The 24,283-nt window shown below is 74.7% G+C and carries 21 protein-coding genes; 10 read left to right on the top strand and 11 right to left on the bottom strand.

What is annotated here, in order from left to right; translation table 11 throughout:
* Positions 1-52: 52 nt before the first annotated feature.
* Positions 53-3,340, bottom strand: coding sequence for a BTAD domain-containing putative transcriptional regulator (locus SM573_RS15495; RefSeq protein ID WP_474616343.1), 3,288 nt, complete (start codon positions 3,338-3,340; stop codon positions 53-55).
* Positions 3,341-3,497: 157 nt separating this feature from the next.
* Here SM573_RS15495 and SM573_RS15490 point away from each other — a divergent pair, with 157 nt between their 5' ends.
* The 3 genes from SM573_RS15490 to SM573_RS15480 all read left to right on the top strand — a co-directional run bounded on the left by SM573_RS15490 (position 3,498) and on the right by SM573_RS15480 (position 6,378).
* On the top strand, positions 3,498-4,376 hold the full coding sequence (locus tag SM573_RS15490) for an alpha/beta fold hydrolase (RefSeq protein ID WP_474612869.1): 879 nt from the start codon (positions 3,498-3,500) through the stop codon (positions 4,374-4,376).
* A 404-nt stretch (positions 4,377-4,780) separates the two neighbouring features.
* The gene (locus tag SM573_RS15485) at positions 4,781-5,116 is read left to right on the top strand and encodes a YciI family protein (protein WP_474612868.1); all 336 of its coding nucleotides are present in this window, start codon (positions 4,781-4,783) and stop codon (positions 5,114-5,116) included.
* Positions 5,117-5,127: 11 nt separating this feature from the next.
* A complete protein-coding gene (locus SM573_RS15480) occupies positions 5,128-6,378 on the top strand; it encodes an RNA polymerase sigma factor (protein ID WP_474612867.1) in 1,251 nt (416 codons plus the stop codon).
* Between the two features lie 13 nt (positions 6,379-6,391).
* Here SM573_RS15480 and SM573_RS15475 read toward each other — a convergent pair whose 3' ends face one another.
* Together SM573_RS15475 and SM573_RS15470 are read right to left on the bottom strand one after the other, a co-directional pair.
* On the bottom strand, positions 6,392-7,294 hold the full coding sequence (locus tag SM573_RS15475; RefSeq protein ID WP_474612866.1) for an LLM class flavin-dependent oxidoreductase: 903 nt from the start codon (positions 7,292-7,294) through the stop codon (positions 6,392-6,394).
* Positions 7,291-9,510: an LLM class flavin-dependent oxidoreductase gene (locus tag SM573_RS15470; RefSeq protein ID WP_474612910.1), complete on the bottom strand. Its 2,220-nt coding sequence runs from the start codon at positions 9,508-9,510 to the stop codon at positions 7,291-7,293. Before SM573_RS15470 ends, SM573_RS15475 begins: the two co-directional genes overlap by 4 nt.
* Before the next feature lie 187 nt (positions 9,511-9,697).
* On the opposite strand from SM573_RS15470, the gene SM573_RS15465 reads away from it, so the two are divergent.
* The 3 genes from SM573_RS15465 to SM573_RS15455 are packed head-to-tail and all read left to right on the top strand — an operon-like array spanning position 9,698 to position 12,014.
* The gene (locus tag SM573_RS15465) at positions 9,698-10,177 is read left to right on the top strand and encodes a MarR family winged helix-turn-helix transcriptional regulator (protein WP_474612865.1); all 480 of its coding nucleotides are present in this window, start codon (positions 9,698-9,700) and stop codon (positions 10,175-10,177) included.
* Positions 10,178-10,218: 41 nt separating this feature from the next.
* Positions 10,219-11,052, top strand: coding sequence for an MEDS domain-containing protein (locus SM573_RS15460; protein WP_474612864.1), 834 nt, complete (start codon positions 10,219-10,221; stop codon positions 11,050-11,052).
* Positions 11,049-12,014, top strand: a complete 966-nt coding sequence (locus SM573_RS15455) for an anti-sigma factor RsbA family regulatory protein (protein WP_474612863.1) — start codon at positions 11,049-11,051, stop codon at positions 12,012-12,014. The genes SM573_RS15460 and SM573_RS15455 overlap by 4 nt, the downstream gene beginning before the upstream one ends.
* A gap of 6 nt (positions 12,015-12,020) precedes the next feature.
* Here the strand turns inward: SM573_RS15455 and SM573_RS15450 are convergent, their stop codons facing one another.
* The 3 genes from SM573_RS15450 to SM573_RS15440 are packed head-to-tail and all read right to left on the bottom strand — an operon-like array spanning position 12,021 to position 15,438.
* On the bottom strand, positions 12,021-12,479 hold the full coding sequence (locus SM573_RS15450) for a hypothetical protein (protein WP_474612862.1): 459 nt from the start codon (positions 12,477-12,479) through the stop codon (positions 12,021-12,023).
* Positions 12,480-12,481: 2 nt separating this feature from the next.
* Complete coding sequence (locus tag SM573_RS15445) at positions 12,482-14,920, bottom strand: molybdopterin oxidoreductase family protein (RefSeq protein ID WP_474616342.1); 2,439 nt, start codon at positions 14,918-14,920, stop codon at positions 12,482-12,484.
* Between the two features lie 17 nt (positions 14,921-14,937).
* Positions 14,938-15,438: an HPP family protein gene (locus tag SM573_RS15440; RefSeq protein WP_474612860.1), complete on the bottom strand. Its 501-nt coding sequence runs from the start codon at positions 15,436-15,438 to the stop codon at positions 14,938-14,940.
* 142 nt (positions 15,439-15,580) lie between these two features.
* Between SM573_RS15440 and SM573_RS15435 the strand changes: the two genes are divergently transcribed.
* Complete coding sequence (locus SM573_RS15435; protein ID WP_474612859.1) at positions 15,581-16,105, top strand: DUF421 domain-containing protein; 525 nt, start codon at positions 15,581-15,583, stop codon at positions 16,103-16,105.
* Positions 16,106-16,182: 77 nt separating this feature from the next.
* Positions 16,183-16,353 carry a hypothetical protein gene (locus SM573_RS15430; protein WP_474612858.1) on the top strand — a complete coding sequence of 57 codons (171 nt, stop codon included), beginning with the start codon at positions 16,183-16,185 and terminating at the stop codon, positions 16,351-16,353.
* A gap of 55 nt (positions 16,354-16,408) precedes the next feature.
* On the opposite strand, the gene SM573_RS15425 is transcribed toward SM573_RS15430, so the two are convergent.
* Positions 16,409-16,816: a four-helix bundle copper-binding protein gene (locus tag SM573_RS15425; RefSeq protein WP_474612857.1), complete on the bottom strand. Its 408-nt coding sequence runs from the start codon at positions 16,814-16,816 to the stop codon at positions 16,409-16,411.
* 192 nt (positions 16,817-17,008) lie between these two features.
* On the opposite strand from SM573_RS15425, the gene SM573_RS15420 reads away from it, so the two are divergent.
* Together SM573_RS15420 and SM573_RS15415 are read left to right on the top strand one after the other, a co-directional pair.
* The gene (locus SM573_RS15420) at positions 17,009-17,401 is read left to right on the top strand and encodes a hypothetical protein (protein WP_474616341.1); all 393 of its coding nucleotides are present in this window, start codon (positions 17,009-17,011) and stop codon (positions 17,399-17,401) included.
* Between the two features lie 83 nt (positions 17,402-17,484).
* A complete protein-coding gene (locus tag SM573_RS15415; protein WP_474612855.1) occupies positions 17,485-17,895 on the top strand; it encodes an SAV_915 family protein in 411 nt (136 codons plus the stop codon).
* A gap of 1 nt (position 17,896) precedes the next feature.
* On the opposite strand, the gene SM573_RS15410 is transcribed toward SM573_RS15415, so the two are convergent.
* The 4 genes from SM573_RS15410 to kdpB form a co-directional block, all read right to left on the bottom strand.
* A complete protein-coding gene (locus SM573_RS15410; protein ID WP_474612854.1) occupies positions 17,897-18,577 on the bottom strand; it encodes a response regulator in 681 nt (226 codons plus the stop codon).
* Positions 18,574-21,129 carry a sensor histidine kinase gene (locus tag SM573_RS15405; protein WP_474612853.1) on the bottom strand — a complete coding sequence of 852 codons (2,556 nt, stop codon included), beginning with the start codon at positions 21,127-21,129 and terminating at the stop codon, positions 18,574-18,576. The genes SM573_RS15410 and SM573_RS15405 overlap by 4 nt, the downstream gene beginning before the upstream one ends.
* Before the next feature lie 75 nt (positions 21,130-21,204).
* Positions 21,205-22,086, bottom strand: a complete 882-nt coding sequence (locus SM573_RS15400) for a potassium-transporting ATPase subunit C (protein ID WP_474616340.1) — start codon at positions 22,084-22,086, stop codon at positions 21,205-21,207.
* Positions 22,086-24,278: a potassium-transporting ATPase subunit KdpB gene (gene kdpB / locus SM573_RS15395; protein WP_474612851.1), complete on the bottom strand. Its 2,193-nt coding sequence runs from the start codon at positions 24,276-24,278 to the stop codon at positions 22,086-22,088. Before kdpB ends, SM573_RS15400 begins: the two co-directional genes overlap by 1 nt.
* Positions 24,279-24,283: the final 5 nt, after the last annotated feature.

The raw sequence follows: 24,283 nt of genomic DNA, 5'->3' as shown, positions 1-24,283 counted from the left end.
GGAACGCCCCGAACCCGGCACCACAACTGCGTGATCGTCGGGGTCGGGCGGGTCAGGCTGCCGCGCGGGTGCGGGCCTGCACCGCCCGTGCCCGGGCGGCGTGGGTGGCGGCTTCCCCCTCGCGGCCCAGCCGGCTGGCGAGCGCGGCCAGGTAGCCGGCCACCGGCCCGAGGCTGAGCACGCCGCTGCCCGCCCCCGCCAGCTCGTCGGCGGCGGGCAGCAGCTCGGCGTACGCGTACCCTGCGGTGAGCTCGTCCCCGGTGACCAGCGCGGTCCGGGCCATGAGGCAGAGGCGGGCCTCCCGGAGCAGGTCGTGCGGTGACTCGGGCAGGGCACGCAGGGCGGCCACGGCCTCGTCGCGCCGGCCGGCGCAGGCCAGGGCCACCGGCCGGACCCACGGTTCGTACGGCCCCCAGTCCGTCGCGTCGGCCACGGCGACGGCCGCGTCCGGGGGCGCCTCGGCCAGGCGCAACGACAGCAGGGCCAGCGGCAGCAGGCCCTCCTCCATGCCGGGCATCCCGCCGCGTGGCAGGCGTTCCCGCGCCCGCCGGTACGCCACCTCCGCCTCGGCCCGGCGACCGGCGAGAGCGAGCCGCAGGGCGGCGTACCAGGCGGTGAAGACACCCACCAGAGGAAGGTCGTGCCGCGCGGCGAGGCGGTCGGCGGCCGTCGCTGCCGAATCCGCGGCGGCGAGGTCCCCCGACGCGCAGTGCGCCTGCACGAGGATGAGGTGGCCGAGCACCTCGAACGTCACCAGGTCGTGCCGGGCGGCCAGGTCGACCAGTTCCGCGCCGATACGGGCCCGCTCGGGAGCCAGGCCGGTCCGCGCGAAGGTGTGCATGAACCGGGCGTTGAGCGCGTACGCCAGCAGTGCCGGCTGCCGCCGTGGCCGGGCCAGTGTCTCCGCCTCGACCGCCGCGCGGTGGCCCCGGTCGGTGGTGGTGCCGCGCAGCTCCAGTGCCAGGCTGCTCAGCAGGCGGCTGCGCCGCTCCACGTCCTCTGCGCCGACCCCGGTCAGGGCGCGCTCGGCGGCCCGGACGATCCGGGCGGAGAGCGCCTCGTCGTCGTTGCGGGTCCATACCGCCGGCACGTCGAACGCGGTGAGCACGTCGGCGGTCAACTCCGGGTCGTCCAGCCGCTCCGCCACGCCGATCGCCTCCGACCGGCAGGCACGAGTCCGGTCCAGGTGCCCGGTCACCGCGAGCGCGCGACCCAGCCCCATCACCGCGGCGAGCCGTCCCCGTACGTCGCCGTCGCCGGCCCGGTCGTGGGCGTCCACCGCCTCCTGCCACAGGCGGGCCGCCTGGTGCGGGTGGGCACGGCGTTCGGCCTGCTCGGCGGCGGCGCGGGCGTAGCGGGCGGCGCGGGCCGCCCCCGCCCGGGTGCCCGCCCGACCGAAGTGGTGGGCGAGCGCCACGACGTCGTCCGGGTGCAGCGCCTCGATCGCGGCACCGGCGGCGGCGTGCCAGCGGGCCCGGCGGGGCGCGGACAGGTCCCCGTAGATGGTGTCGCGCACCAGGATGTGGGTGAACCGCAGGCCGTCGGCCGCCTCCCGCTCGGTGAGGAAACCGGCGGCCAGCGCCGGGTCCAGCGCGTCGAGCAGCGCGACGTCGCCCGGCTCCTCGACGAGGCGCGCCAGCACCTCCGGGTCGATCTCGCGGCCGAGCACCGCGGCCCGGCGCAGCACGTCCTGCGTGGCCTCCGGCAGCCGCGCCAGCCGGTGCCGGATGACGTCGCGTACGCCGGCCGGCACCTGCTCCAGCGCCGCGTCGCCCTCGGCCGCCAGCAGCCGGGCCAGTTCGCGTACGAAGAACGGGTTTCCGCCGCTGCGCCGGTGGATCGACCGGACCGCGGTCTCGGCCAGGTCCCGTCCGGCGACGAGGCGGGCGAGGTCACCGGTGGCCGGCTCGGGCAGCCCGCCCAGGTAGACCCGCAGCGGCTCCAGCCGGGCGAGTCGGGCCAGCGCCGCGGTGAGGTCCGGCCCGATCTCGGTGGCCCGGTACGCCCCGACGACCAGCACCGGGCCGGTGACCGGATCGGGCTCGGCGAGCAGCGCGGTGACCAGGTCCAGGGTGCCCTGGTCGGCACGGTGCAGGTCGTCGAGGACCAGCACCACCGGCGCCCGGGCCGCCGCAGCGGAGACCTGCGCCACGGCGGCACGGTGCAGGCGGAACCGGGCCACGGCCGGGTCACCCGCGGCGGCCTCCGGCACCTCCGCCCCGGCTCCTGCCGGGCCGGTCCCGGCGACCGCGGCCAACCGCTCGGCCACCTGCCGCCACGGCCAGGCCACCGGGGCGCCCTCGTACTCGGGGCTGCGCCCCCACGCCGTCGTCCAGCCGGCCTCCGCGAGATGGTCGGTCAGCGCCTCGGCCAGCGCTGACTTTCCGGCGCCCGCCTCCCCGCTGAGCAGCGCCACGGCCGGCACGCCCCCTCGGGCCACCCGCTCGGCCAGCTCCTGGAGGCGGGCCAGCTCCCCGTCCCGGCCCACGAACGGGCGTCGCACGGCGGCGGTCAGCGGGGCGGGCGCCTGCGGCGCGGGGGCCGGCGGAGTGGTCAGGTGCGGCGCCTGGCCGAGGATGTCGGCCTCCAGCTGCCGCAACCGGGGGCCGGGGTCGACGCCGAGTTCGGCCACCAGCGTCTCCCGTGCCCGCCGCAGCGCGGCCAACGCGTCGCCCTGCCGGCCCGCGCGGTAGAGGGCCAGGGCGAGCAGCCGCCAGGCGTCCTCGCGCAGCGGCTGGTCGGCGACGTGCGCCCGCAGGTCGGACGCCGCCTCGGCGGGCCGGCCCAGCGCCAGCAACGCCTCGGCCCGCCGCTCCACGGCCAGCAGCCGTAGCTCGTCCAACCGGTCGATCTCCGCGCGTGCCCAGGGCCGGTCGGCGTACTCGGCGTAGGCCGGGCCGCGCCAGAGGGCGAGCGCGGCGTCGAGCCGGGACAGGGCAGTTCCCGGCGCACCGCCGGCGAGCAGCTCGCCCGCCTCGCCGACCGCCGTCTCGAACCGCCAGGCGTCGACCGCGTCCGGCTCGGCGTGCAGCGCGTACCCGGGCGGGGAGGTGACCAGCAGCCGGGCCGGTCGGCGGGGCGGCCGGTCGGGTTCCAGCGCCCGGCGCAGGTCGGCGACGAAGGTACGGATCGCGCCCACCGCGCCCTCCGGCGGCTCCTCCCACAGGGCCTCGACCAGCCGGTCGACCGGCACCACGCGCCCTCTGCCGACCAGTAGACGGGCCAGCACGGCGCGGTGACGAGCGCCCCGGAGCGCCACCGGGCCGCCCGAGGTGCGGGCCTGCACCGGCCCCAGCACGCCGAACGCCACCGCGGAGGCGGGGGTCGGCTCGCTGGTCATGGCCCCAATCTAGGCAGCCGGGCGCGATGGGCACGCCCCGGCCAGCACTCATCCGCTGCTGATCCGGTGCTGATCGCGGGGGCGGAGGCTCGACGGGCACGCCGGGCCGGGGCACTCACGCCCGCGGGTCCGGGCCTTCCGCCAGAAAGGATCTCCCATGGATCTCCGGATCGAGGGTTTCGACTACCAGCGCGTCCCGGTCGCCGAGGGCGTGACGCTCCAGGCCGCCGTGGGCGGTTCCGGCAGTCCCGTCGTGCTGCTGCACGGCTTCCCGCAGACCCACCTCATGTGGCGGCATGTCGCGGCCGACCTCGCCGCGGACCACACCGTGATCTGTCCCGACCTGCGAGGTTACGGCGACAGCGACAAGCCCGCCGACACCGACGGCGAGCGGTACGCCAAGCGGACCATGGCCGCCGACGTCGTGGCGCTCGCCCGGGCGCTGGGGCACGAGCGGTTCGCCCTGGCCGGGCACGACCGCGGCGCTCTCGTCGCCGTCCGCGCCGGACTCGACCACCCGGAGGCGGTCACCCACCTCGCCGCCCTCGACGTGCTGCCCACCCTCGACATGTGGGACGTCCTGCACGGCACCACGGCGGCGGTCGGTTTCCACCTCTACCTCATGGCACAGCCGCCCGGCCTGCCCGAGCAGCTGATCAGCGCGAGCGCGGACGCCTTCTTCGGGCACTTCCTCGACGTCTGGACGCGCGCCCCGGAGGCGATCCCGGCGGACGTGCGGGCCGCGTACCTGGCGGCGTCGCGGGCGGCGGTCCCGTCGATCGTGGCCGACTACCGCGCCACGGCCGGCATCGACGTCGCGCACGATCGTGCCGACCGGGCCGCCGGGCGACGGCTGCGGATGCCGGTGACCGTGCTCCAGCAGGACTGGGGTGCCGCGCTCGGCTATGACGCCGCGGCGCTGTGGCGGGCGTGGGCGCCGGATCTGACGCACCGCACCGTCTCCTGCGGCCACTTCATGGCCGAGGAGGCGCCGGCCGAGGTCGTCGCCGCGCTGCGGGAGCTGCTGGACCGGTAGGCGGCCACGGCCGGAGTCGCAGGTGACGGCCGACCACCTGCCGTCACGCTCCGCCACCGAGTCGTCCGCGACCGACCCACCCTGTGGGGTCCTTTGCTCTGCACCCCGATCTGCACCGGACACGGCGCGTCACGGTCGGGTCGGGAGCGAGCCGGCATCCACATCGCGTTTAAGCAGCTCAGCCTGCTGGTGCACATGCGGGTGCAGAGCAAAGCGTCGAGAGGGGGACGGGGCGGGTCCGGCGAGAGGTGACGCTCGGTCAGATGACTCCGAGTGAGCGGGCCGGCGCCGATCCCCTCGTCGACAGGGCGGCGGGAGAGAATTTTCGCGGCGCGTGTCGATCGGCGCCGGTCCCGTTCGTCGTGAGGTCGTACGGCAGCCAGAGGAGACGACAGGAGTCGGACATGAAGTACATGCTGCTCATCTACAGCGGTTCCGCGGACGCGCCGGACCCGTGCACCGTCGAGGACTGGATGGCCTTCGACAAGGAGGTCACGGAGGCCGGCGTGGTCGTCTCCAGCCACTCGCTGGCCGACCTGACCACCGCCACCACCGTCCGGGTGGGCGTCGGCGGAGAACGGACCGTCACCGACGGCCCGTTCGCGGAGAGCCGCGAGGTGCTCGGCGGCTACTACGTCATCGACGTGCCGGACCTCGACGTCGCCCTGGACTGGGCGGCCCGCTGCCCGGGGTCACGCGGCAACGGCGCCGTCGAGGTGCGGCCGGTCGCCGAGTTCTGAGAGGGACCGGGATGGACGAGCGAGCGGCCGGCACCCGCGCCTCCGTGGAGGCGGTGTTCCGCGAGGAGCAGGGCCGGCTGCTCGCCGCCCTGGTGCACCGCTTCGGCGACCTCGACCTCGCCGAGGACGTGGCGTCCGAGGCGATCGAGGCGGCCCTGGTGCACTGGCCCGTCGACGGGGTACCGGCACGGCCCGGCGCCTGGCTGCTCACCACGGCCCGGCGCCGGGCCGTGGACCGCCTCCGCCGAGACCAGGCGTACGCCGCCCGGCTGGCCGTCCTCGCCGCGGAGGCGGAACGGGCCGGCGACGGCGCACCGGCGGAGACCGACGGCGGCCTCCCCGACGAGCGGTTGCGCCTCTTCTTCACCTGCGCCCACCCGGCGTTGCCGGCGGCCGACCGCGGCGCGCTGACCCTGCGCTACCTCGCCGGCCTGACCACGCCCGAGGTGGCCCGCGCCTACCTCGTGCCGATGGCGACGATGGCCCAGCGGCTGGTCCGCGCCAAGAAGAAGATCCGCGAGGCCCGGATCCCGTTCCGGGTGCCCGGCCCGGAGGAGCTACCCGCCCGGCTGCCCGGCGTGCTCCAGGCCGTGTACTCGATCTTCACCGAGGGGTACGCCGCCAGCTCGGGCCCCCACCTCCAGCGGCTCGACCTCGCCGAGGAGGCCATCCGGCTGGCCCGCATCCTGCGGCGGCTGCTCCCCGCCGAGCGGGAGGTGGCCGGTCTGCTCGCACTGATGCTCCTCGTGCACGCCCGGCGGGACGCGCGCACCGACCCCGAGGGTGAGCTGGTGCTCCTCGACGCGCAGGACCGCACGCGCTGGGACCGGGCGATGATCGCCGAGGGGCAGGCCCTCGTGGTCACGGCGCTGACCGGCGGTCCGCCCGGCCCGTACGGGGTACAGGCCGCGATCGCCGCGCTGCACGACGAGGCCGCCGACGAGGCGTCCACCGACTGGCCGCAGGTGGTGGCGCTCTACGACGTGCTCCTCGCGCTGACGTCCTCGCCGGTCGTGGCCCTCAACCGGGCCGTGGCGGTCGCCATGCGGGACGGCCCGGTGGCCGGCCTCGCGCTCCTCGACGCGCTGGAGGGTGAGCCGCGGCTGCGCGAGTACCACCCGTACGCGGCCGCCCGGGCGGAGCTGCTGCATCGGCTCGGCCGCCGGACAGAGGCCGCGCGCGCCTACCGCCGGGCGCTCGACCTGGCCGGCACGGAGCCGGAGCGGGCGCACCTGCGCCGCCGGTTGGCCGCGGTGGAGTGAACCCGGGCGCGGGTCACGCGCCGGCGCGCTCCTGGGCGACGAGTTCCCGCGTGGCCGGGGCGACCTCGTTGGCGAAGGTCTCGATCATGGTGGGGTCGTCGGTCGCCAGGATGAAGCCGCTCACCCCGTACTCCAGGGTCAGGCCGGCGAGGTCCTCCGCCCACTGCTCCGGCGGGCCGTCGAGCAGCGCCCGGCCGGTCGGCGTGAACCGGCCGCCGACGTTGAGCAGGCGCCGGACCCGGGCCGGGTCCCGGCCGGCCGCGGCCGCGCCCGCGTCGATCTGCTCGTTCATGGTGGTCAGGTCGGCGGGCCCGCCGGGCAGGTACTGGAGGGTGGGCAGCCAGCCGTCGGCGACCCGGCCGGTCAGCCGCAGGATCCGCGGCTTGTAGGCGCCGATCCAGACGCCGACGGGATGAGCCGGCGCCGGGCCCCGCTTCGCACCGTTGACCTTGTAGAACTCGCCGTCGACGCGGACCCCACCCGGCTTGTCCGCCGCCCACACCTCCCGGATCACGCGGATGGCCTCGTCGAGCGCGGTGATGGACTGCTTCGGGGTGAGCCGCCGCCCGCCCATCGCCTCGATGGCCTCCCAGAAGGCGCCCGCGCCGATGCCCAGCTCGAACCGGCCGCCGCTCAGCAGGTCCAGGCTCGCCGCGCTACGGGCGATCACCGCGGGCTGCCGCAGCGGCAGGTTCAGCACGTTGGCGCTGAGGTGGACCCGCTCGGTACGCGCCGCCACGTAGCTCAGCAGGGTCCAGGTGTCGTGGAACCGCGGCTGGTACGGGTGGTCCTGGAACGTGACCAGGTCCAGCCCGACGCTATCGGCCAGCACGGCCAGGTCGACGGCGTGGCGGACGGGCTGGACGGTGGGCGTGGTGAAGGTGCCGAACATCAGGTCGTGCCCGTAGTCGGTCATGACGTCGTCCTCGATGCGGTGTCGGGTGCGATGGAAAGGTTGTCGTCGAAGAGGTTCTCCGGGTCGTACTGCGCCTTCAGCCGGCGCAGCCGGGCCAGCGTGGCGGGCGGGAAGGCCTCGGTGAGACGCTCCGGGCGCTGGTCGGTGTCGAAGTTCAGGTAGGTGCCGCGCTGGTGTCCGGCCATGAGGCCGTCCCACAGCATGTCCAACCGTCCCCGGTGCCGTCCCATCGCCGTCACGTGGAAGTTGGCCTCCCGGTGGTGCCATGCCATCGCGTCCGGGGCCACGTCGTTGACCGCGCCGCCGATCGACCGGATGTGGAAGAAGTAGACGACGCCGCTGGCCAGCAGGCGGGCGGCGGCGGCGGCGAACTCCGGCGTGATGTGCTCCAGGAGGAGGGACCGGCTGATCGGCTCGCCCTGCCCGTGGTGAGGCCCCTCGGTCGCGTTGGCCATCACCGAGGCGTACGGCGTGATGACCACCTGCTGGTCGTAGCCGGGCGCCACGTCGGCGATCGGTTGCAGTTGGCTGACGATCGTCGCCGGGTCGTCCGAGTCGACCACGGCCATCACCTGCGCCACCGGCCGGCCCGGCCCCATGATGAGCGCGCTCGTCAGGTCGCGCGGGGCGGCCTCGACCGCGGCGCCCCAGCGGGTCAGGAGACCGGCCGGGTCGCTGGCGTCGAGGACGAACTGCGCCCAGCCGACCGGTCCGACCTCGTCGACCTCGAACTCGAACGCGGTGGCCACGCCGAACGCCGCACCCGCACCGCGCACCGCCCAGAACAGGTCCGGGTTCTCCGTCTCGCTGGCCCGGACCTGCGTGCCGTCGGCGAGCACCAGTTCGACCGCCCGCAGGTGGTCGATGGTCAGTCCGTGCTTGCGGGCCAGCCATCCGACGCCACCCGCCGTGGCCAGGCCGCCGACCGCCACCCCGCCGTAGTCGCCGGAGCTGAGTGCCCAGCCGTAGGGGTCGAGAGCCGCAGCGACGTCCATCCAGCGCGCTCCCGGGCCGAGCCGGACCAGCCGGTTCTCCTTGTCCAGCACCTCGATCCCGTTGAGCCGCCCCACGTCGATCACGATGCCGCCGTCGTTGGTCGACCGGCCACGGATCCCGTGGCCGCCGCTGCGGATGCCCAGTGGCACGTCCCGGTGCCGGCGGGCGAAGGCGAGCGCCTCGGCGACCTCGGCCGGGTCGCGCGGCCGCAGGACCAGGCCGGGCGCGCCGCCCCGCAGGTAGTTCGACCTGATCCGGGCGTACTCCAGGTCGCCGGGCTCCACCGCCGTGTCCGCCAGCGAGTCGGGCACGTCGTCGTACCCGATGCCCGGACGCCGCCTGGCGCGGGCCGCCGCGCCGCGTCGCGGTCCGCGCGGCGGCGCCGGCAGCAGCCGTTCGGCGGCCTCGCGCAGCGGCGGGACCACCTCCCGCGCGAACCGTTCCAGCGTCTCGGTGTCGTCGACGGCGAGGATGAGGGTGCGGACGCCCTCGTCCACGATCAGCGGCAACAGGTCGTCGACCCAGCCGGTGGCGGGGCCGTCCAGGAACCCCTGGCGGGTCTCGGCGAAGCGGCCGGAGACGGTCACCAGCCGCCGGATCTCCCCCGGGTCCCGGCCCGCCTTCCGGGCCGCCTCGTCGATGATCCGGTTGCCCTTCCGGAGGCCGTCCGGCCCGTCCGGGCCGAGCGTGGCGAGCCATCCGTCGGCCTTCGCGGCGACCAGCCGCAGCAGCCGGGGAGCGGCGCCGCCGAGCCAGACCGGGATCGGGTGGGCCGGCAGCGGCCCCCGCGGCGCACCGTCGAGGCGGTGGTGGTGGCCGGCGTAGTGCACCGGCGCCGGCTCGCCGGCGTCGAGGACGGCCCGGACGACGTCGACCGCCTCGCCGAGCGCGTCGACCGCCCCGGTCGCGGCGAGTCGCGGCCCGCCCATCGCCTCGACCGCCACCGGGTCGCCGGGGCCGAGGGCCAGCGCCAACCGGCCGCCGGACAGCAGGTCGAGGCTGGCGGCGGAGTGGGCGAGCACCGTGGGGTACGCCAACGGGGTGGTGAGCACGTGGGCGGCGAGGTGGATCCGCTCTGTCCGGCCGGCGACCCAGGAGAGCAGCGTCCAGGTGTCCAGGTGGTCCGGCCGGTCCGGGGCGTCCGCGACGGTGACCAGGTCGTATCCGAGCGCTTCGCTGCGTCTCGCGAACTCCACCGCGGTATCGGGCGACGCGGTCACCGGCGTGACGCGCGAGCCGAACTCGAGGCGGTGGTGGGGGTTGGCTGACACGATGTCTCCCGGAGGTTGATGCGTCAACCAGCGTAGGGCCACGCGCTGCCGACGCGCCTGTGATACCGGTCATGCCGGCTCCCAGCCGGTTCCTCTGCGCGAGCCGGGGTCGCCCTGGTCGAATTACGCTGGTCGGATGGGGGAATCGGCCGACCGGCCCGGCGAGCGCGAGTACGAGGTCTGGCGCGCCTTCCACCGCATGCACGACCAGCTCGCACTGGCATTGAACCAGCATCTCCAGCAGGACGCGGGCATCTCCGAACCCGACTTCCAGGTGCTCTCCGCGCTCGCCGAGGCGCCGCGGCACGCCGCGCGGGCCCGCCACCTGCGCGCGGAACTCCACTGGGAGAAGAGCCGGCTCGCGCACCAGATCCGCCGGATGGAGCAGCGCGGCCTGGTCGTCCGGGACGAGTGCCCGGAGGACGGCCGCGCCGCCACCGTCCGGCTCACCGATGCCGGCCTGGCAACCGTCCGCGCCGCCACCCAGGCCCACGCCGCCCGGGTGCGCGACCTCTTCGTGGACGCCCTCACCCCGGCCCAGCTCGAGGCCCTGCACGCGGCCGGCGCTGCGGTGCTGGCCCGGCTGCGGCAGCGCTGCCCGGCCGAGGCGCCGTGACCGGGGGGCCGAGCCTAGACTGCCGGCATGAGGCGGCGGGCGTGACCGGGCGGGTGTGGCCTTCGACGCCGTACGGACACGTCTGCTGGGTCTACGACGATCCGGCCGCGTTCACCGCGCAGGCCCAGATGTTCCTCACCGCCGGTCTGCTCGCCGGCGAGCGGCTCCGGTACGTCACGGCCGGTCCGCCCGAGCCGGTGCGCGCGCGGCTCTCGGCCACCCCCGTGCTGCGCGAGGCGCTGGCCGGCGGAGCGGCCGAGGTCGTGCCGCTGGGCGACACCTACCGCTCCGGCACGGTGGTGGACGGTCCGGCGCAGGTCCGGGCGTACGCGGCGGCGACCGAGGCCGCCCTCGCCGCCGGCTACCGCGGGCTACGGGTGGTCGCCGAGGCCACCCCGCTGGTCCGCACCCGGGCCCAGCTCGACGCGTTCGCCCGCTACGAGCACCTGGTGGACCGGTACATGCGGGGGAAGCCGTTCGCCGCGATGTGCGGCTACGACCGGCGCGACGTCGGCCGCTCCGGGGTGGCCGAGCTGGCCTGCCTGCACCCGGTGACGAACGCCGCGGAGGCGCCGTTCCAGCTCTACGCCGCCGATCCGGCCGGCGACCGGGTCGGGCTCGCCGGCGAGGTCGACCAGACCAGCGCCGACCTGCTCGACAGCGCCCTGGAACGGGTCGACCTGCGACCGGTCGACGGCCGGCTGGTGGTGGAGGCACCCCGGTTGCGCTTCATCGACCACCGGGCGCTGCGGCGACTCCGCGAGTACGCTCACCGCCGCGGAGCCGCCCTCGTGCTGCGCTCCCCGCTCGCCGCGCCTGCCCGCCTCTCGGCGCTGCTCGACCTGCCCGGCCTCACGGTGGAGGTGGGCCGATGAGGACAGGTGCCGCCGCCGGGCACCACGGCTACTACCACGAGGCCGTGCGGTACGACTCGGACGAGGACCTGCTCGCCGTCGCCGTACCGTTCCTCCTCGGCGGGGTGGCGGCGGGCGAGCCGACGTTCGTCGCCCTCGGTGAGCGCACCGGCGGCCTGATCCGTGCCGCGCTGCCCGCCGGGTCGGGGGTCCGGTTCCTGCCCGGCGGCAGCGTCTACGCCCGGCCCACCGCCGCGATCCGCTCCTACCGTCAGCTGCTCACCGAGCAGGTGGCCGCCGGCGCCGGGCAGATCCGGATCATCGGGGAGCTGCCCCGGGAGGCGTTCGGCGCGACCTGGGACTGGTGGGCGCGGTACGAGTCGGCCATCAACCACGCGTACGACGACTTCCCGCTCTGGAGCATGTGCGCGTACGACAGCCGAATCACCCCGCCCGGGGTGCTCGCCGAGGTCGCCCGCACCCACCCTCGGTTCGCCACCCCGGACGGGGAGCACCGGACCAGCCCCACGTACACCGAGCCGGTCGTCTACCTGACCGAGGAGCGGGCCGCGCCGCCCGACCCGATCCAGGCCGAACCGCCCCTCATCGAGCTGACCGACCCCACGGCGGCGCAGGCTCGCGCCGCCGTGCAGGCCGTCGACCGCGGGGTGCTGCCGCCGGACGACGTCGACGACCTGGTGGTCGCGGTGAGCGAGACCGTCAGCAACGCGCTGCGCCACGGTCGGCCGCCGGTCCGGCTGCGCCTGTGGGCCGGCCCGGACCGAATCGTGGCCACCGTCAGCGACTGCGGCGACGGCCCGAAGGACCCGTTCGCCGGGCTGCTGCCGGCCGGCACGGGCGCGACCGGCGGTCTCGGCCTCTGGATCACCTTCCAGTCGTGCAACCACGTGAGCCTGCACCGGGGCGGCCCGGCCGGCTTCACGCTCCGGCTGACCGCGGGCAACCCGCACGTCCAGGTCTGACCGGGGTCACTCGGCCACGACCAGCGCCTGCGGTGCGGCCTGCTTCATGCGCGTACGCAGCCACTTGAGCTGCAGGGCGGTCTCCCCCTCGCAGCGCCGCACGACCGCGAGCAGGTCCCGGTCCCGGGCGCCGTACGCGGCCTGCCCCACGACCGTCCAGCAGATGTCGCACTCGGCGGCCATCAGGTAGAGGTCCTGCAGGTCGCGGAGCAGCCCGATCCCGCCGCTCCGGGTGCCCCGGAACAGCTCCGAGTGCAGCCGGTCCGGCTCGGCGGGCGCCTCCTCGGCGTACCGGGCGGCGAACGGTCGCAGCTGCGCGGCGTACTCGTCGCAGCGCTCCGCCAGCTGGTGGCAGAGGTGGTAGACGTCCGGCTCCTCCCGGTGGGCCGTGCCGACCTCCCGGAACGCGCCGGCCAGGTTCACCTGCGCGCGGTGCAGCAGGCCGAGATAGTGCGCGAGATGCACGGTCACTCCCCTTCCGCTCGGCTGCTGGCGTCGGCCGCCGCCCCGCCGACCGTCGCCGGCACGGCGGCGACGGTGGGCGCGCCGCCGCCCACGGTCGGGGCCGGGGACGGTACGCCCCCGCCGTCGGCGAGCCGGGCCACGGCCACCGCGGCGACCTTGAACAGCGGCTGCTTGGAGACGGGGTCCCACGCCGTGATGGTGAGTTCGTTGGCGGCCCGGGGCGTGCGCTCGGCCGGGTCCTGGTCGAACCACCCGTAGTGGAACGGCAGGAAGACCACCCCGGGGCGGATGCCGGCGAGCCGCGCGCGGGCCTGCACGGCGCCGCGCGCCGAGGCGATGCCGACCAGGTCCCCCTCGGCGATGCCGAGCCGCTCGGCGTCGGCCGGGTTCAGCTCCACCCAGACGTCGGGGGCCGCCGCGTTCAGCTGCGGGGCCCGCCCGGTCTTCGTCCGGGTGTGGAAGTGGTAGACGGTGCGGCCGGTCGTGAGCAGCAGCGGCCGCTCCTCGTCGGGCACCTCCGGCGAGGGCCGGTAGTCGACCGCGTGCAGGAACGCCCGCCCGCCCGGCTGTTTCGCCCGGTACTCCTCGGCGGTGAACTCGGCGCCGGTGGCCAGGTCCTGGCCGTACGTCTCGCACACCTCGGGGTCGGTGCGGAAGACCGCGTCCACGTAGAGCCGTTCCGTGCCGTCGGGGTGAGCCTCGGTGCAGGGCCACTGGATGCCGCTGCCGCCGCGCAGCTTGTCGTAGCTGAGGCCGGTGTAGTCGCACGGCCGCCCGCGTGAGCACTCCTTCCACGCCTCGAACGCCTCCTCCGGGGTCGTCCACCGGACCAGCGGCCGGCCGTCGCGGTCACGGAAGTCCATCCGCCGCGCGTAGTCCAGGAAGATGTCCAGGTCGGCGCGGGCCTCGCCGGGCGGGTCGACGGCCTTCTCGCTGAGGTGCACCGTGCGGTCCACGTTGGTGAAGGTGCCCGTCTTCTCGCCCCAGGTGGCGGCGGGCAGCACCACGTCGGCCAGCTCCGCCGTCTCGGTGAGGAAGAGGTCCTGCACCACCACGAACAGCTCCGGTCGCCGCAGGATGTGCCGGATGCGGGACAGGTCGGGCAGGGAGACGGCCGGGTTGGTGGCGCTGATCCAGAGCAGCTTGATCGAGCCCTGCTCGGCGTACCGGAAGATCTGCATGGCGTGGGTGGGCGGCGCCCAGTGCGGGATGACCTCGGGTTCGACGTTCCAGAGCCGGGCCAGCTCCGCGATGTGCTCCGGATTGTCCCAGTTCCGCAGCCCGGGCAGGTCCCCGTCCGCGCCGGTCTCCCGGGTGTTCTGCGCGGTGGGCTGGCCGTTCATCTGGTAGATGCCGGCTCCCGGCCGGCCGATCATGCCCCGCAGCAGGTGCAGGTTGTTGACCTGGCAGGCCGCCGCCGTGGCCTGGTTGGACTGGTAGAAGCCCTGCAGGACGGTGGAGAGCAGGCGCTGGGACGCACCGAGCAGCTCGGCGGCGCGGCTGACGTCGGCGGCTGGCACGTCGCAGATGTCGGCCACCCGCTGCGGCGGGTAGGCGTCGACCGTCCGGCACAGCTCGTCGAAGCCGAGGGTGTGCGCGGTGACGTACTCCTCGTCGTACCAGCCGTTACGGATGATCTCCCGCAGCAGGCCGTTCATCAGGGCCATGTTGGTGCCGTTGCGGATCGCGAGGTGCACGTCGGCCTCGCGGGCGACCGGCGTGGCCCGCGGGTCGACCGCGAGCATCGCGGGCGGGTTCGGCCCGCGCCGCCGGTCCAGCATCCGCATCCAGAGCACCGTCTGGGTCTCGGCGACGTTGTGCCCCCAGAGCGCGATCGCGTCGCAGTGGTCGACGTCGGAGTACGAGCCCGGCTGCCCGTCCGCCCCGAAGGTCGCCTTCAGGGCCGACGCCGCGGTCGCCGTGCAGAGCCGGGTGTTGCCGTCCATGTGCGGGGTGCCGAGGCCCGCCTTCCCGATCACGCCGAGCGTGTAGTACTCCTCGAGGAAGAGCTGTCCGGTGGTGTAGAAGCCGAAGTGACCCCACCCACCGGGGCCGTCGAGCAGCTCCTTCGACCGGGCGACGACGCGCCCCATCGCGGTGTCCCAGTCGGTCTCCACGAGCCGGCCGCCCTCGCGCACCAGCGGGCGGGTCAGCCGGTCGGGGCTGTGGTTTGCCTGCCAGCCGTAGAGGTCCTTGGGGTCGACGCGGCCCCGGTTGACCCGGTCCACGGCCCGCCCCCGAACGCCGACGATCCGGCCGCCCCTCACCGCGATGTCGAGCGCGTCCCCGTTCGAGTGGAGGATGGACGCGGACTGGATCCAGGTGTCCACGTCCGACTCGCGCAGACCCTCGTCGAGGAAGGTGTCCACCCGCGCCGGCCACTCCTGCCCCGGCCCGTACGGGGTCCGATCACCCCACGGATCGGCGATCCGGTCGACCATGTCCCGCCTCCTCCTCATCACGGAGCCCACACCGGCATCGCGCGACCGGCGGCCCGGTTGTACGCCCAGTCCACGATCGTCACCAGCAGCACCGCCACGGCGGCGACGACCAGTTGGGCGGGTCTGTGCAGCAGCCCGAGACTCACGATCAGCGTGGTCGCCCCGGCCGGTGGATGCGACATCCGCAGCAGGTACAGCACCGTCACCGTGACGGCCAGCGACCCGGCCGCCGCGACGATCCGCAGGCCCGAGACGCCCTCCTGGAGCACCGACGGTTGATCGGTGAGCCCGCAGGCCACGAGGAAGGCGTACCCGGCCAGCAGCGCCACCACGTGCCCCACGACGGTGTTGCGCGGCGACGACTCCGGCGCCTGCGGCTTCTCGACGTGCAGCATCACCGAGGGCCCGAGGCTCGGGAAGAGCCAGGGCTGGCCGGTCGCGATCGCGACGGCGCCGGCCACCACGACGGGGAGGGCGCTGCCCACGAAGGTGTGCGTGGCCTCCCGCGCGCTCGCCATCCCGTGACCCCCACTCCTCGCCCCCTCGCCCCGATCCTCACACCTGCCCCGTTCCGCGCCGCCGAAACGGGAAAGCGGGACCCCTGTCGTGAGGTGGCACGGGGCGCAGGAATGGCACGACGGGGGCCGGGTAGCCGGGACCGTGATCGACTGGGGACAGCTGTTCGTTCCGAGCACGCCGCTGCCGGAGACGGTCATCCGGGGCAGCGTGATGTACCTGACCCTGTTCGGGCTTCTCCGGGTCATCCTGAAACGGGAGAGCGGCACCACCGGTGTCACCGACCTGCTGGTCATCGTGCTGCTCGCCGACGCCGCGCAGAACGGCATGTCCGGCAACTACACCTCGATCACCGACGGGGTGCTGCTCGTCGCGGTGATCATCGGCTGGTCGTACCTGCTGGACGCCGTCGCGTTCCGCTGGCCCGCCGCGGCCCGGTTGATCCGGCCCGGCTCGCTGGTCCTGGTGCGCGACGGGCGGATCATGCACCGCAACATGCGCCGGGAACTCATCACCGACGAGGAGCTGCGGCAGCAACTGCGCGAGCAGGGAGTCGACGACATCGCGAAGGTACGGGAGGCCCGGATGGAGTCCGACGGGCAGATCAGCGTCACCACCCGCAACGGTGACGACTCGCAGCAACAGAGCGAGAGACGGCGGGCACCGTGACCGCGTTTGCCCGTCCCGGCACCGGGAAAGCGTGCGGTTGCCCGGCGCGAGGCCGCGCCTCGCGCCCGTGACAACGGATGGAGGCTGAGATGACCGGCCGGGAGCAACTGCACGATCTGCGTCAGCGCGCCCACAACGCGGGCATCGAGGGCAACTCCAAGATGACGGAGAGCCAGCTGAAGGACGCGCTCAAGCGCGTCGACAAGGGCATGGACCCGCAGATGGCGAAGCAGCAGGCCAAGCGCTGACCCCGCGCCGTCCCGCCGGCCGTCCGGAACGTTCCGGGCGGCCGGCGGTCGTCGGTCAACCGATCGTCGCCAGCAGGTCCCGGCAGGCCCGCTCGCAGGCCCGGCACGCCTCGGCGCAGATGCGGCAGTGTTCGTGCCGGTCGGCGTGACGTTCGCACTCGTCACCGCAGGCCCGGCAGGCGGTGGCGCACGCCTCCAGCAGGCTCCGGGTCACGTTGGCGTCGTAGCCGGTGTGCCGGGACAGCACCCGCGAGGTCGCCGTGCAGACGTCCGCGCAGTCCAGGTCCGTCCGCACGCACTTCGCCAGCTCGGCGACCATCTCCTCGCTCAGGCAGGCGTCGGCGCACGCCGTGCAGGCCTGGGCACAATCGTTCAGCGTGTCGATCACCGCGGCCAGCTTCGCCCGGTCCAGGTTGATCGACTTCGGGTACGCGTCGAGCATGGGCTTGGTGACGCTGGCCATCGCTGACTGCCTCCGATCTCGGCGGACATCGTTGCGACCTGCCGTACCCGGGACCGTCTTCTCCATGCCCCGGCGCGGCCGGCGCTCCCGACCCCCGGGCCGTCGTCAACAAGGCGTCAAGATTGCCCGCTCCCCCGTCAATTCGCCGTATCGGCGCCGGCCCCCGCGCCACACCGTGGCCACGATGGCGACATGACCTCACGACGGTTGGGTCGGCGGGACGAGCCGGTGGACCTCGGGCCGCGGGCCCGGTGGTCCCCGGACGGCCCGGTCGACGCGCTGACGACGGACGAGCCGGAACGACGGCACGAAGCGCTCGTCGGGGTGCGGCTGACCGCCGCCACGCCCGGCAGCCACCTGCTGGAGTACCTGCGTAGCGAGCCCTGCGCGGTGGCCGCGTGGTGGGTCGCGGCGGACCTCGACGCCGTCGTACGGCTCTCCGCCCCCAGCCTGACCGTGCTGCACCGGGCCATGGCCGACCTGCGCCGCCGCGGCGGCGCGGAGATCGTCGTCACGCACAGCATCCTGCGCGCGCTCGACCTGTCGGGCGCCGCCGCCCCGGCGCGCCTGCGGACGCCGGCATGAGCCGCGCGTCGTCCGCCCCACGGGTCGTCGTGGGCGTGGACCGGCCGCCCGCCGGCCACCGTCTCCATCGAAAGGCAGCAACGATGGATACCTACGTCGTCCCGGTACGCGACACGCCGGGGCGGCAGGCGCTGACCGTACGGACCGGCCGGCTCCCGCAGGGGCAGCGGGTCGGTCTCGCGTTCACCGGGCCGGGCCAGCTGGCCCGCGCGATGGGCGCCGACCAGCCGTGGATCCGGCTCTGCGAGTCGGCCCTGCGGTCGATGCTCCGGCCGTTGGGCATCGACCGGATCCAGGTCGACCCGCTGCTGGTGGCCCCGCCGGTGCGGCCGGGGCCGCCCCGCGTACCCGCGCCCCGGCGCGCCGACGCCGCGCCCGGCCGGTTCCCGGACGCGGTCGGGGCCGCACCCGCCCCGGCGCACGTCGCCACCACCCCGCCGCACGTCGCCACCACCCCGCCGCACGTCGCCACCGCTCCGGCGGAGCGGCGGTGAGTCAGGGGCGGTAGCGGTAGCCCATGCCGGGCTCGGTGATCAGGTGCCGGGGCCGGGCCGGGTCGTCCTCCAGCTTGCGGCGCAGCTGGGCCAGGTACTGCCGCAGGTAGTTGCTCTCGTTCTCGTACTCCGGCCCCCACACCTCGTGCAGCAGTTGACGCTGGCTGACCAGCTTGCCGGGGTGCCGCAGCAGCTTCTCCAGCACCGACCACTGGATGGGGGTCAGCTTGACCTCGGTGCCGTCGTCGCGCACGACCGTGCGGTCGGCGAGGTTCACGGTGTTGCTCCCCACCCGCAGCGTGGCGCTCGCGTCGGCCGGCGAGCCGAGCCGCCGGGTCACCGCCCGGATCCGCGCCAGCAGTTCCTCGACCCCGAACGGCTTGGTCACGTAGTCGTCGGCGCCCGCGTCCAGCGCCTCCACCTTGTCCTCGCTGCCGGCCCGCCCGGAGAGCACGATGATCGGCACGCCGGTCCAGCCCCGCAGGCCACGGATCACCTCGACCCCGTCCATGTCCGGCAGGCCGAGATCGAGGACCACCAGGTCGGGCGGGTGTCCGGCGGCGGACTTGAGCGCGCCGGCGCCGGTGTCGGCCACCTCCACGTCGTACCGGCGGGCGCGCAGGTTGATCCGCAGGGCGCGCAGGATCTGCGGCTCGTCGTCGACGACCAGGATGCGTGTCATTCCTGTGGTCCCTCCACCAGGCCCTGCTGGATCGCGGCGGGCAGCCGCAGCACCATGGTCAGTCCACCACCCGGCGTGGTCTCCGGGGTGAGACTGCCCCCCATCGCCTCCGCGAGCCCGCGCGACAGGGCCAGCCCGAGCCCCACACCGGTCTGGTTGTCCCGGTCGCCGAGGCGCTGGAAGGGCAGGAACACGTGCTCCCACTTGTCCTCCGGGATGCCCGGCCCCGTGTCGATGACCCGCAGCTCGACCTGACCGGCGTGGGCGCTCGCGGTGACCGTGGGCGGTTGCCCGGGCGGGCTGTACCGCAGCGCGTTGGCGATGACGTTGACGAGCACCCGCTCCAGCAGGCCGGGGTCGGCGGTGGCGGCCGGCAGGTCGGCCGGGATGTCGGTGGTGACCCCCACGGCCGGCGGCCCCAGCTCGTCCAGCGCGCGCGGCACGGCGTCCTCCAGGCCGATGGCGACCGGGGTGAGCCCGAGCACGCCGGCCTGGAGCCGGCTCATGTCGAGCAGGTTGGCGACCAGCCGGGCCAGGCGGTCCAGCGACTCCTCCGCAGTGGCGAGAAGCTCCGCCCGGTCGTCCTCGTCGAACTCGACGTCGGGGCTGCGCAGGCTGGTCACCGCCGCCTTGGCCGAGGCGAGCGGCGTACGCAGGTCGTGGCTGACCGCGGCGAGCAGGGCGGTCCGCATCCGGTCGGCCTCGGCCAGCGGCCGGGCGGTCGCCGCCTCCTCGGCGAGCCGCTCCTGCCGGAGCGCCACGGCCGCCTGGGCGGCGAACGCCTCGACCAGGCGCCGGTCGGCGGCCTCCAGCCGGGCGCCGCAGAGCACCACGGTGATCCGCTCGTCGACCGGCACCACGGTCTCGCCGCCGACCGGTGTGGTGGGCGGGTCGTCGCCCACGCTCGCCACCACGCACCAGGCCCGCTCCTCGCGGGCCCGGGCCGGCCTCCCGCTGGCCTCCTCGGCGAGCTCCAGCACGCTGACCGCGCGCAACCCGAACGTCTCCCGCAGTTGGTCGAGCAGTGCGATCAGCGGGCGTCCGCCGCGGAGTACCCCACCGGCCACCGCGGCGAGGGTCTGGGCGTCCGCGGCGGCGCGGGCGGCCTCCCGGGTGCGGCGGGCGGCGACGTCCACGATCCAGCTGACCGACAGCGCCACCCCGACGAAGACGGCCAGGGCGAGCAGGTTGTCCGGCTCCGCGATGGTCAGCGTGTTGAACGGCGGCGTGAAGAACCAGTTGAGCAGCAGGGAACCGCCGAGCGCGGTCACCAGGGCCGGCCAGAGCCCGCCGACCAGCGCGACCGCGACGACGGCGGCGAGGAAGAGCAGGATGTCGCTGGCCAGGGTGAGGTCGGGCAGGACCGTGAGCAGCACGGTGAGCAGCGGTACGCCGACCGCGGCGAGGCCGAAGCCGAGCAGCCGCCGGCGCCGGGACAGTGCCGCCGGCACGGCGGCCGCCCGGCGCCCGCGACCGGCCTGCGTGTGCGTGACCAGGTGCACGTCGATGGCGCCGGACTGCGCGATCGTGGTGACGCCGACCCCGCGGGAGAGGATCTGGGCGAGCCGGCCCCGGCGGCTCGCGCCGAGCACGAGCTGGGTGGCGTTGACCCCCCGGGCGAAGTCGAGCAGCGCGGCCGGAACGTCGGTGCCCAGCACCTGGTGGTAGGTGCCGCCGAGGCTCTCCACCAGCACCCGCTGGCGGGCGAGCTGCGCCGGGTCCGCGCCGACCAGCCCGTCGCTGCGGGCCACGTGCACGGCGAGCAGGTCGGCGCCCTTGCTGCGGGCGGCGACCCGCGCGGCCCGCCGGATCAGCGTCTCCCCCTCCGGGCCGCCGGTCAGCGCGACGACGACCCGCTCGCGGGCCTCCCAGGTCTCGGCGATGCCCTGCTGGTCGCGGTAGCGGCCGAGCTGCTCGTCGACCTTGTCGGCCAGCCACAGCAGCGCCAGCTCGCGCAGCGCGGTGAGGTTGCCGACCCGGAAGTAGTTGCCCAGCGCGGCGTCGATCTTGTCGGGCCGGTAGATGTTGCCGTGCGCCATCCGGCGGCGCAGCGCCTCGGGGGTCATGTCGACCAGCTCGACCTGCTCGGCCGCCCGGACGATCTCGTCCGGCACCGTCTCCCGCTGGACGGTCCCGGTGATCTGCGCGACGACGTCGTTGACCGACTCGAGGTGCTGGATGTTGACCGTGGAGAGCACGTCGATGCCGGCGTCGAGCAGCTCCTGCACGTCCTGCCAGCGCTTGCCGTTGCGCGAGCCGGGCACGTTCGTGTGCGCCAGCTCGTCCACCACGGCGACCTCGGGCCGGCGGGCGAGGAGCGCGTCCACGTCCATCTCGGTGAACTCGGCGCCGCGGTACTCGACGGCGCGGCGCGGCACCTGCTCCAGGTCGCCGATCATGGCCGCGGTGTGCTTGCGGCCGTGCGTCTCGACCAGCCCGATCACCACGTCGGTGCCCCGCTCGGCCCGCCGGTGGGCCTCCTCCAGCATCGCGTACGTCTTGCCGACGCCCGGGGCGGCGCCCAGGTAGATGCGCAGCTCTCCTCGTGGCACGGGACCATCCTCTCCCTGCGATGACGGTACGGGGCGGGGCCACCGGAGTGGCCCCGCCCCGCGTGGATCGGGCGCTCAGCGGGCGGGGAACTCCCGGTCCAGGGCCACGTTGAGTTCCAGCACGTTGACCCCGGGCTCACCCATGAAGCCGAGCGACCGTCCCGTGGTGTGCGCGTCGACCAGGCGGCGGACCGCCGCCGGGTCCGCGCCGCGCTCGCGGGCGACCCGGCCCACCTGCAGTTCGGCGTACGCCGGGCTGATGTGCGGGTCGAGGCCGCTGCCGCTCGCGGTGACGGCGTCCGCGGGGACCGCCGGGTCGGCGGGGGCGTCGCCGCGGATCGGGGTGACGATCCCGCCCTCGGCCACGTAGTCGGTGCCGGGCCGGGCCAGCTCGACCCGGACGCCCTGGTAGCTGGCGAGGAACGGGGTGGCCGGCGCGGTCTGGTTGACGCTGACCACCCGCGTGACCGGGCCGGTGAGCCCGTCCGCGCGGAACACCGCGAGCACCGCGCCGACCCCGTCGGGGGTGCAGAACGGCCGGCTCCCGTCGACGCCGTTGAGCTCGCCGACCGCCTTGCTGCGCTCGCAGACCTGCGTGAGCAGGCTCTGCGTGGACTCCTCGGGGTCGGTGGCGATGGTGTCCACCACGCTCTCCGGGCCGAGGTTGCTGGCCGCCGTGGCGGTCGGGTCGTAGCCGGCGCCGGCCGCCGACGGTCGGCTCTGGAAGTAGCGCGCGATCGGGTTGCCGTCGGCGTCGGTGAAGGACTGGCCGATGAGGCTGCTGCCGACGGTCCTCCCGTCGACGGTGAGGAGGGAGCCCTCGGCCCTGCCGTCGAGGCCGGGGATCCGGCCCACGGCGACCAGGGCGAGCGGGTAGACCAGGCCGAGCAGGACGGTGAAGACGAGCAGGGCCCGCAGGGCGGCGAGGTGCTGGGCGAGCCAGGTTGGTAGGCGCATCACGAGATCCCTGGGATGAACTGGATGAGCAGGTCGATGAGTTTGATGCCGAGGAACGGCACGACGAGGCCGCCCAGGCCGTAGAGCCAGAGGTTCCGGCTGAGCAGCTTCGACGCGCTGGCCGGCCGGTAGCGCACGCCCCGCAGGGCGAGCGGGATCAGCACGACGATGATGATCGCGTTGAAGATGACGGCGGAGAGGATCGCCGACTCCGGGCTCGCCAGCCGCATGACGTTCAGCGCGTCCAGGGTCGGGTAGAGGCCCGCGAACATGGCCGGGATGATCGCGAAGTACTTCGCCACGTCGTTGGCGATGGAGAACGTGGTCAGCGCGCCCCGGGTGATGAGCAACTGCTTGCCGATCTCGACGATCTCGATGAGCTTCGTCGGGTCGGAGTCGAGGTCGACCATGTTGCCGGCCTCCTTGGCGGCTGACGTGCCGGTGTTCATGGCCACGCCGACATCGGCCTGGGCGAGCGCCGGGGCGTCGTTGGTGCCGTCGCCGGTCATCGCGACCAGCCGGCCGCCCTCCTGCTCCTTCTTGATCAGGGCAAGCTTGTCCTCGGGCGTGGCCTCCGCGAGAAAGTCGTCCACGCCGGCCTCGTCGGCGATCGCCTTCGCGGTCCGCGGGTTGTCCCCGGTGATCATCACGGTGCGGATGCCCATCCGGCGCATCTCGTCGAACCGCTCGCGCATCCCGGACTTCACCACGTCCTTGAGGTGGATGACGCCGAGCGCGCGGGCCGGCTCGCCCTCGACGTGCTCGGCGACCACGAGCGGCGTGCCGCCGGTGCCGCTGATCGCGTCCACCAGGTCGCCGACCTGTCCGGTGGGGTGTCCGCCGTTGTCGCGTACCCACTTCATGACGGCCGCCGCCGCGCCCTTGCGGATCCGGCGCACCCCGCCGTCCACGCTCTCCGCGCCGAGGTCGACGCCGCTCATCCGGGTCTGCGCGGTGAACGGCACGAAGGTGGCGTGCGGCATGACGCCCGGCTCGCGCTCGCGCAGCCCGTACTCGTTCTTGGCGAGGACGACCACCGAGCGCCCCTCCGGCGTCTCGTCGGCCAGACTGGACAGCTGCGCCGCGTCGGCGACCTCCGCCGCCTCGACGCCCTCGACGGGCAGGAACTCGGCGGCCTGCCGGTTGCCCAGCGTGATCGTGCCGGTCTTGTCCAGCAGCAGCGTGTTCACGTCGCCCGCCGCCTCGACCGCGCGACCGCTCACCGCGAGCACGTTGCGCTGTACCAGGCGGTCCATGCCCGCGATCCCGATCGCCGACAGGAGCGCCCCGATGGTGGTGGGGATGAGGCAGACGAGCAGGGAGACCAGCACCACGCCGGTGACCCCGCCGTCGGTGATCGCGCCGGTGTCCGCCGCGGCGGCCTGGAAACCCTTCGAGAAGATCGCCAACGGCTGGAGAGTGACCACCGCCATCAGGAAGATGATCGTGAGCGCGGCGAGCAGGATGTTCAGCGCGATCTCGTTCGGCGTCTTCTGCCGGTTGGCGCCCTCGACGAGGGCGATCATCCGGTCGATGAAGCTCTCCCCCGGCTTCTGGGTGATCTTCACGACGATCCGGTCGGAGAGGACCCGGGTGCCGCCGGTGACCGCGCTGCGGTCGCCGCCGGACTCCCGGATCACCGGCGCGGACTCGCCCGTGATGGCCGACTCGTCGACGCTGGCGATGCCCTCGACCACGTCGCCGTCACCGGGGATGACGCCGCCCGCCTCGACCAGGACGATGTCGCCCTGCTTCAGCTCCGGGGCGGGCACCGCCTCGTCCCGGTAGGCGTTCGGGGCGGAGCCCGGCGTCCAACCGATCAGGCGGGTGGCGATGGTGTCCCGCTTCGCCTGCCGCAGGGTGGCGGCCTGGGCCTTGCCCCGGCCCTCCGCCACCGCCTCGGCGAGGTTGGCGAAGACCACGGTCAGCCAGAGCCACACGGTGATCGCCCAGGCGAACACGGACGGCTCCGCGAACGCGAGGACGGTGGTGAAGACGGCGCCGATCTCGACGATCAGCATCACCGGGTTGCGCCACAGCGTGCGCGGGTCGAGCTTGCGCAGCGCGTCCGGCAGGGACCGGAACAGCTGCTTCGGGTCGAGCAGACCGCCGCCGACCCGGTTGCCCTGGGTGGCGGGCGTACCGGCGGTCGGCGCCCCGCCGGCCCCCGATGTCACCGACGTGACGGACATGTTCT

The sequence above is a fragment of the Micromonospora xinjiangensis genome (assembly GCF_056150165.1).
The sequence above is the reverse complement of the archived record's forward strand: the minus strand, read 5'-3'. Positions and strand labels throughout refer to the sequence as shown.

Coding starts and splice junctions, on each gene's coding strand:
- SM573_RS15455 (WP_474612863.1), top strand. CDS start 11,049: ATGAGGACAGGTGCCGCCGCCGGGCACCACGGCTACTACCACGAGGCC.
- SM573_RS15420 (WP_474616341.1), top strand. CDS start 17,009: ATGACCTCACGACGGTTGGGTCGGCGGGACGAGCCGGTGGACCTCGGG.
- SM573_RS15465 (WP_474612865.1), top strand. CDS start 9,698: ATGGGGGAATCGGCCGACCGGCCCGGCGAGCGCGAGTACGAGGTCTGG.
- SM573_RS15480 (WP_474612867.1), top strand. CDS start 5,128: ATGGACGAGCGAGCGGCCGGCACCCGCGCCTCCGTGGAGGCGGTGTTC.
- SM573_RS15490 (WP_474612869.1), top strand. CDS start 3,498: ATGGATCTCCGGATCGAGGGTTTCGACTACCAGCGCGTCCCGGTCGCC.
- SM573_RS15415 (WP_474612855.1), top strand. CDS start 17,485: ATGGATACCTACGTCGTCCCGGTACGCGACACGCCGGGGCGGCAGGCG.
- SM573_RS15410 (WP_474612854.1), bottom strand. CDS start 18,577: ATGACACGCATCCTGGTCGTCGACGACGAGCCGCAGATCCTGCGCGCC.
- SM573_RS15495 (WP_474616343.1), bottom strand. CDS start 3,340: ATGACCAGCGAGCCGACCCCCGCCTCCGCGGTGGCGTTCGGCGTGCTG.
- SM573_RS15425 (WP_474612857.1), bottom strand. CDS start 16,816: ATGGCCAGCGTCACCAAGCCCATGCTCGACGCGTACCCGAAGTCGATC.
- kdpB (WP_474612851.1), bottom strand. CDS start 24,278: ATGTCCGTCACGTCGGTGACATCGGGGGCCGGCGGGGCGCCGACCGCC.
- SM573_RS15430 (WP_474612858.1), top strand. CDS start 16,183: ATGGAGGCTGAGATGACCGGCCGGGAGCAACTGCACGATCTGCGTCAG.
- SM573_RS15445 (WP_474616342.1), bottom strand. CDS start 14,920: ATGGTCGACCGGATCGCCGATCCGTGGGGTGATCGGACCCCGTACGGG.
- SM573_RS15475 (WP_474612866.1), bottom strand. CDS start 7,294: ATGACCGACTACGGGCACGACCTGATGTTCGGCACCTTCACCACGCCC.
- SM573_RS15400 (WP_474616340.1), bottom strand. CDS start 22,086: ATGCGCCTACCAACCTGGCTCGCCCAGCACCTCGCCGCCCTGCGGGCC.
- SM573_RS15485 (WP_474612868.1), top strand. CDS start 4,781: ATGAAGTACATGCTGCTCATCTACAGCGGTTCCGCGGACGCGCCGGAC.
- SM573_RS15440 (WP_474612860.1), bottom strand. CDS start 15,438: ATGGCGAGCGCGCGGGAGGCCACGCACACCTTCGTGGGCAGCGCCCTC.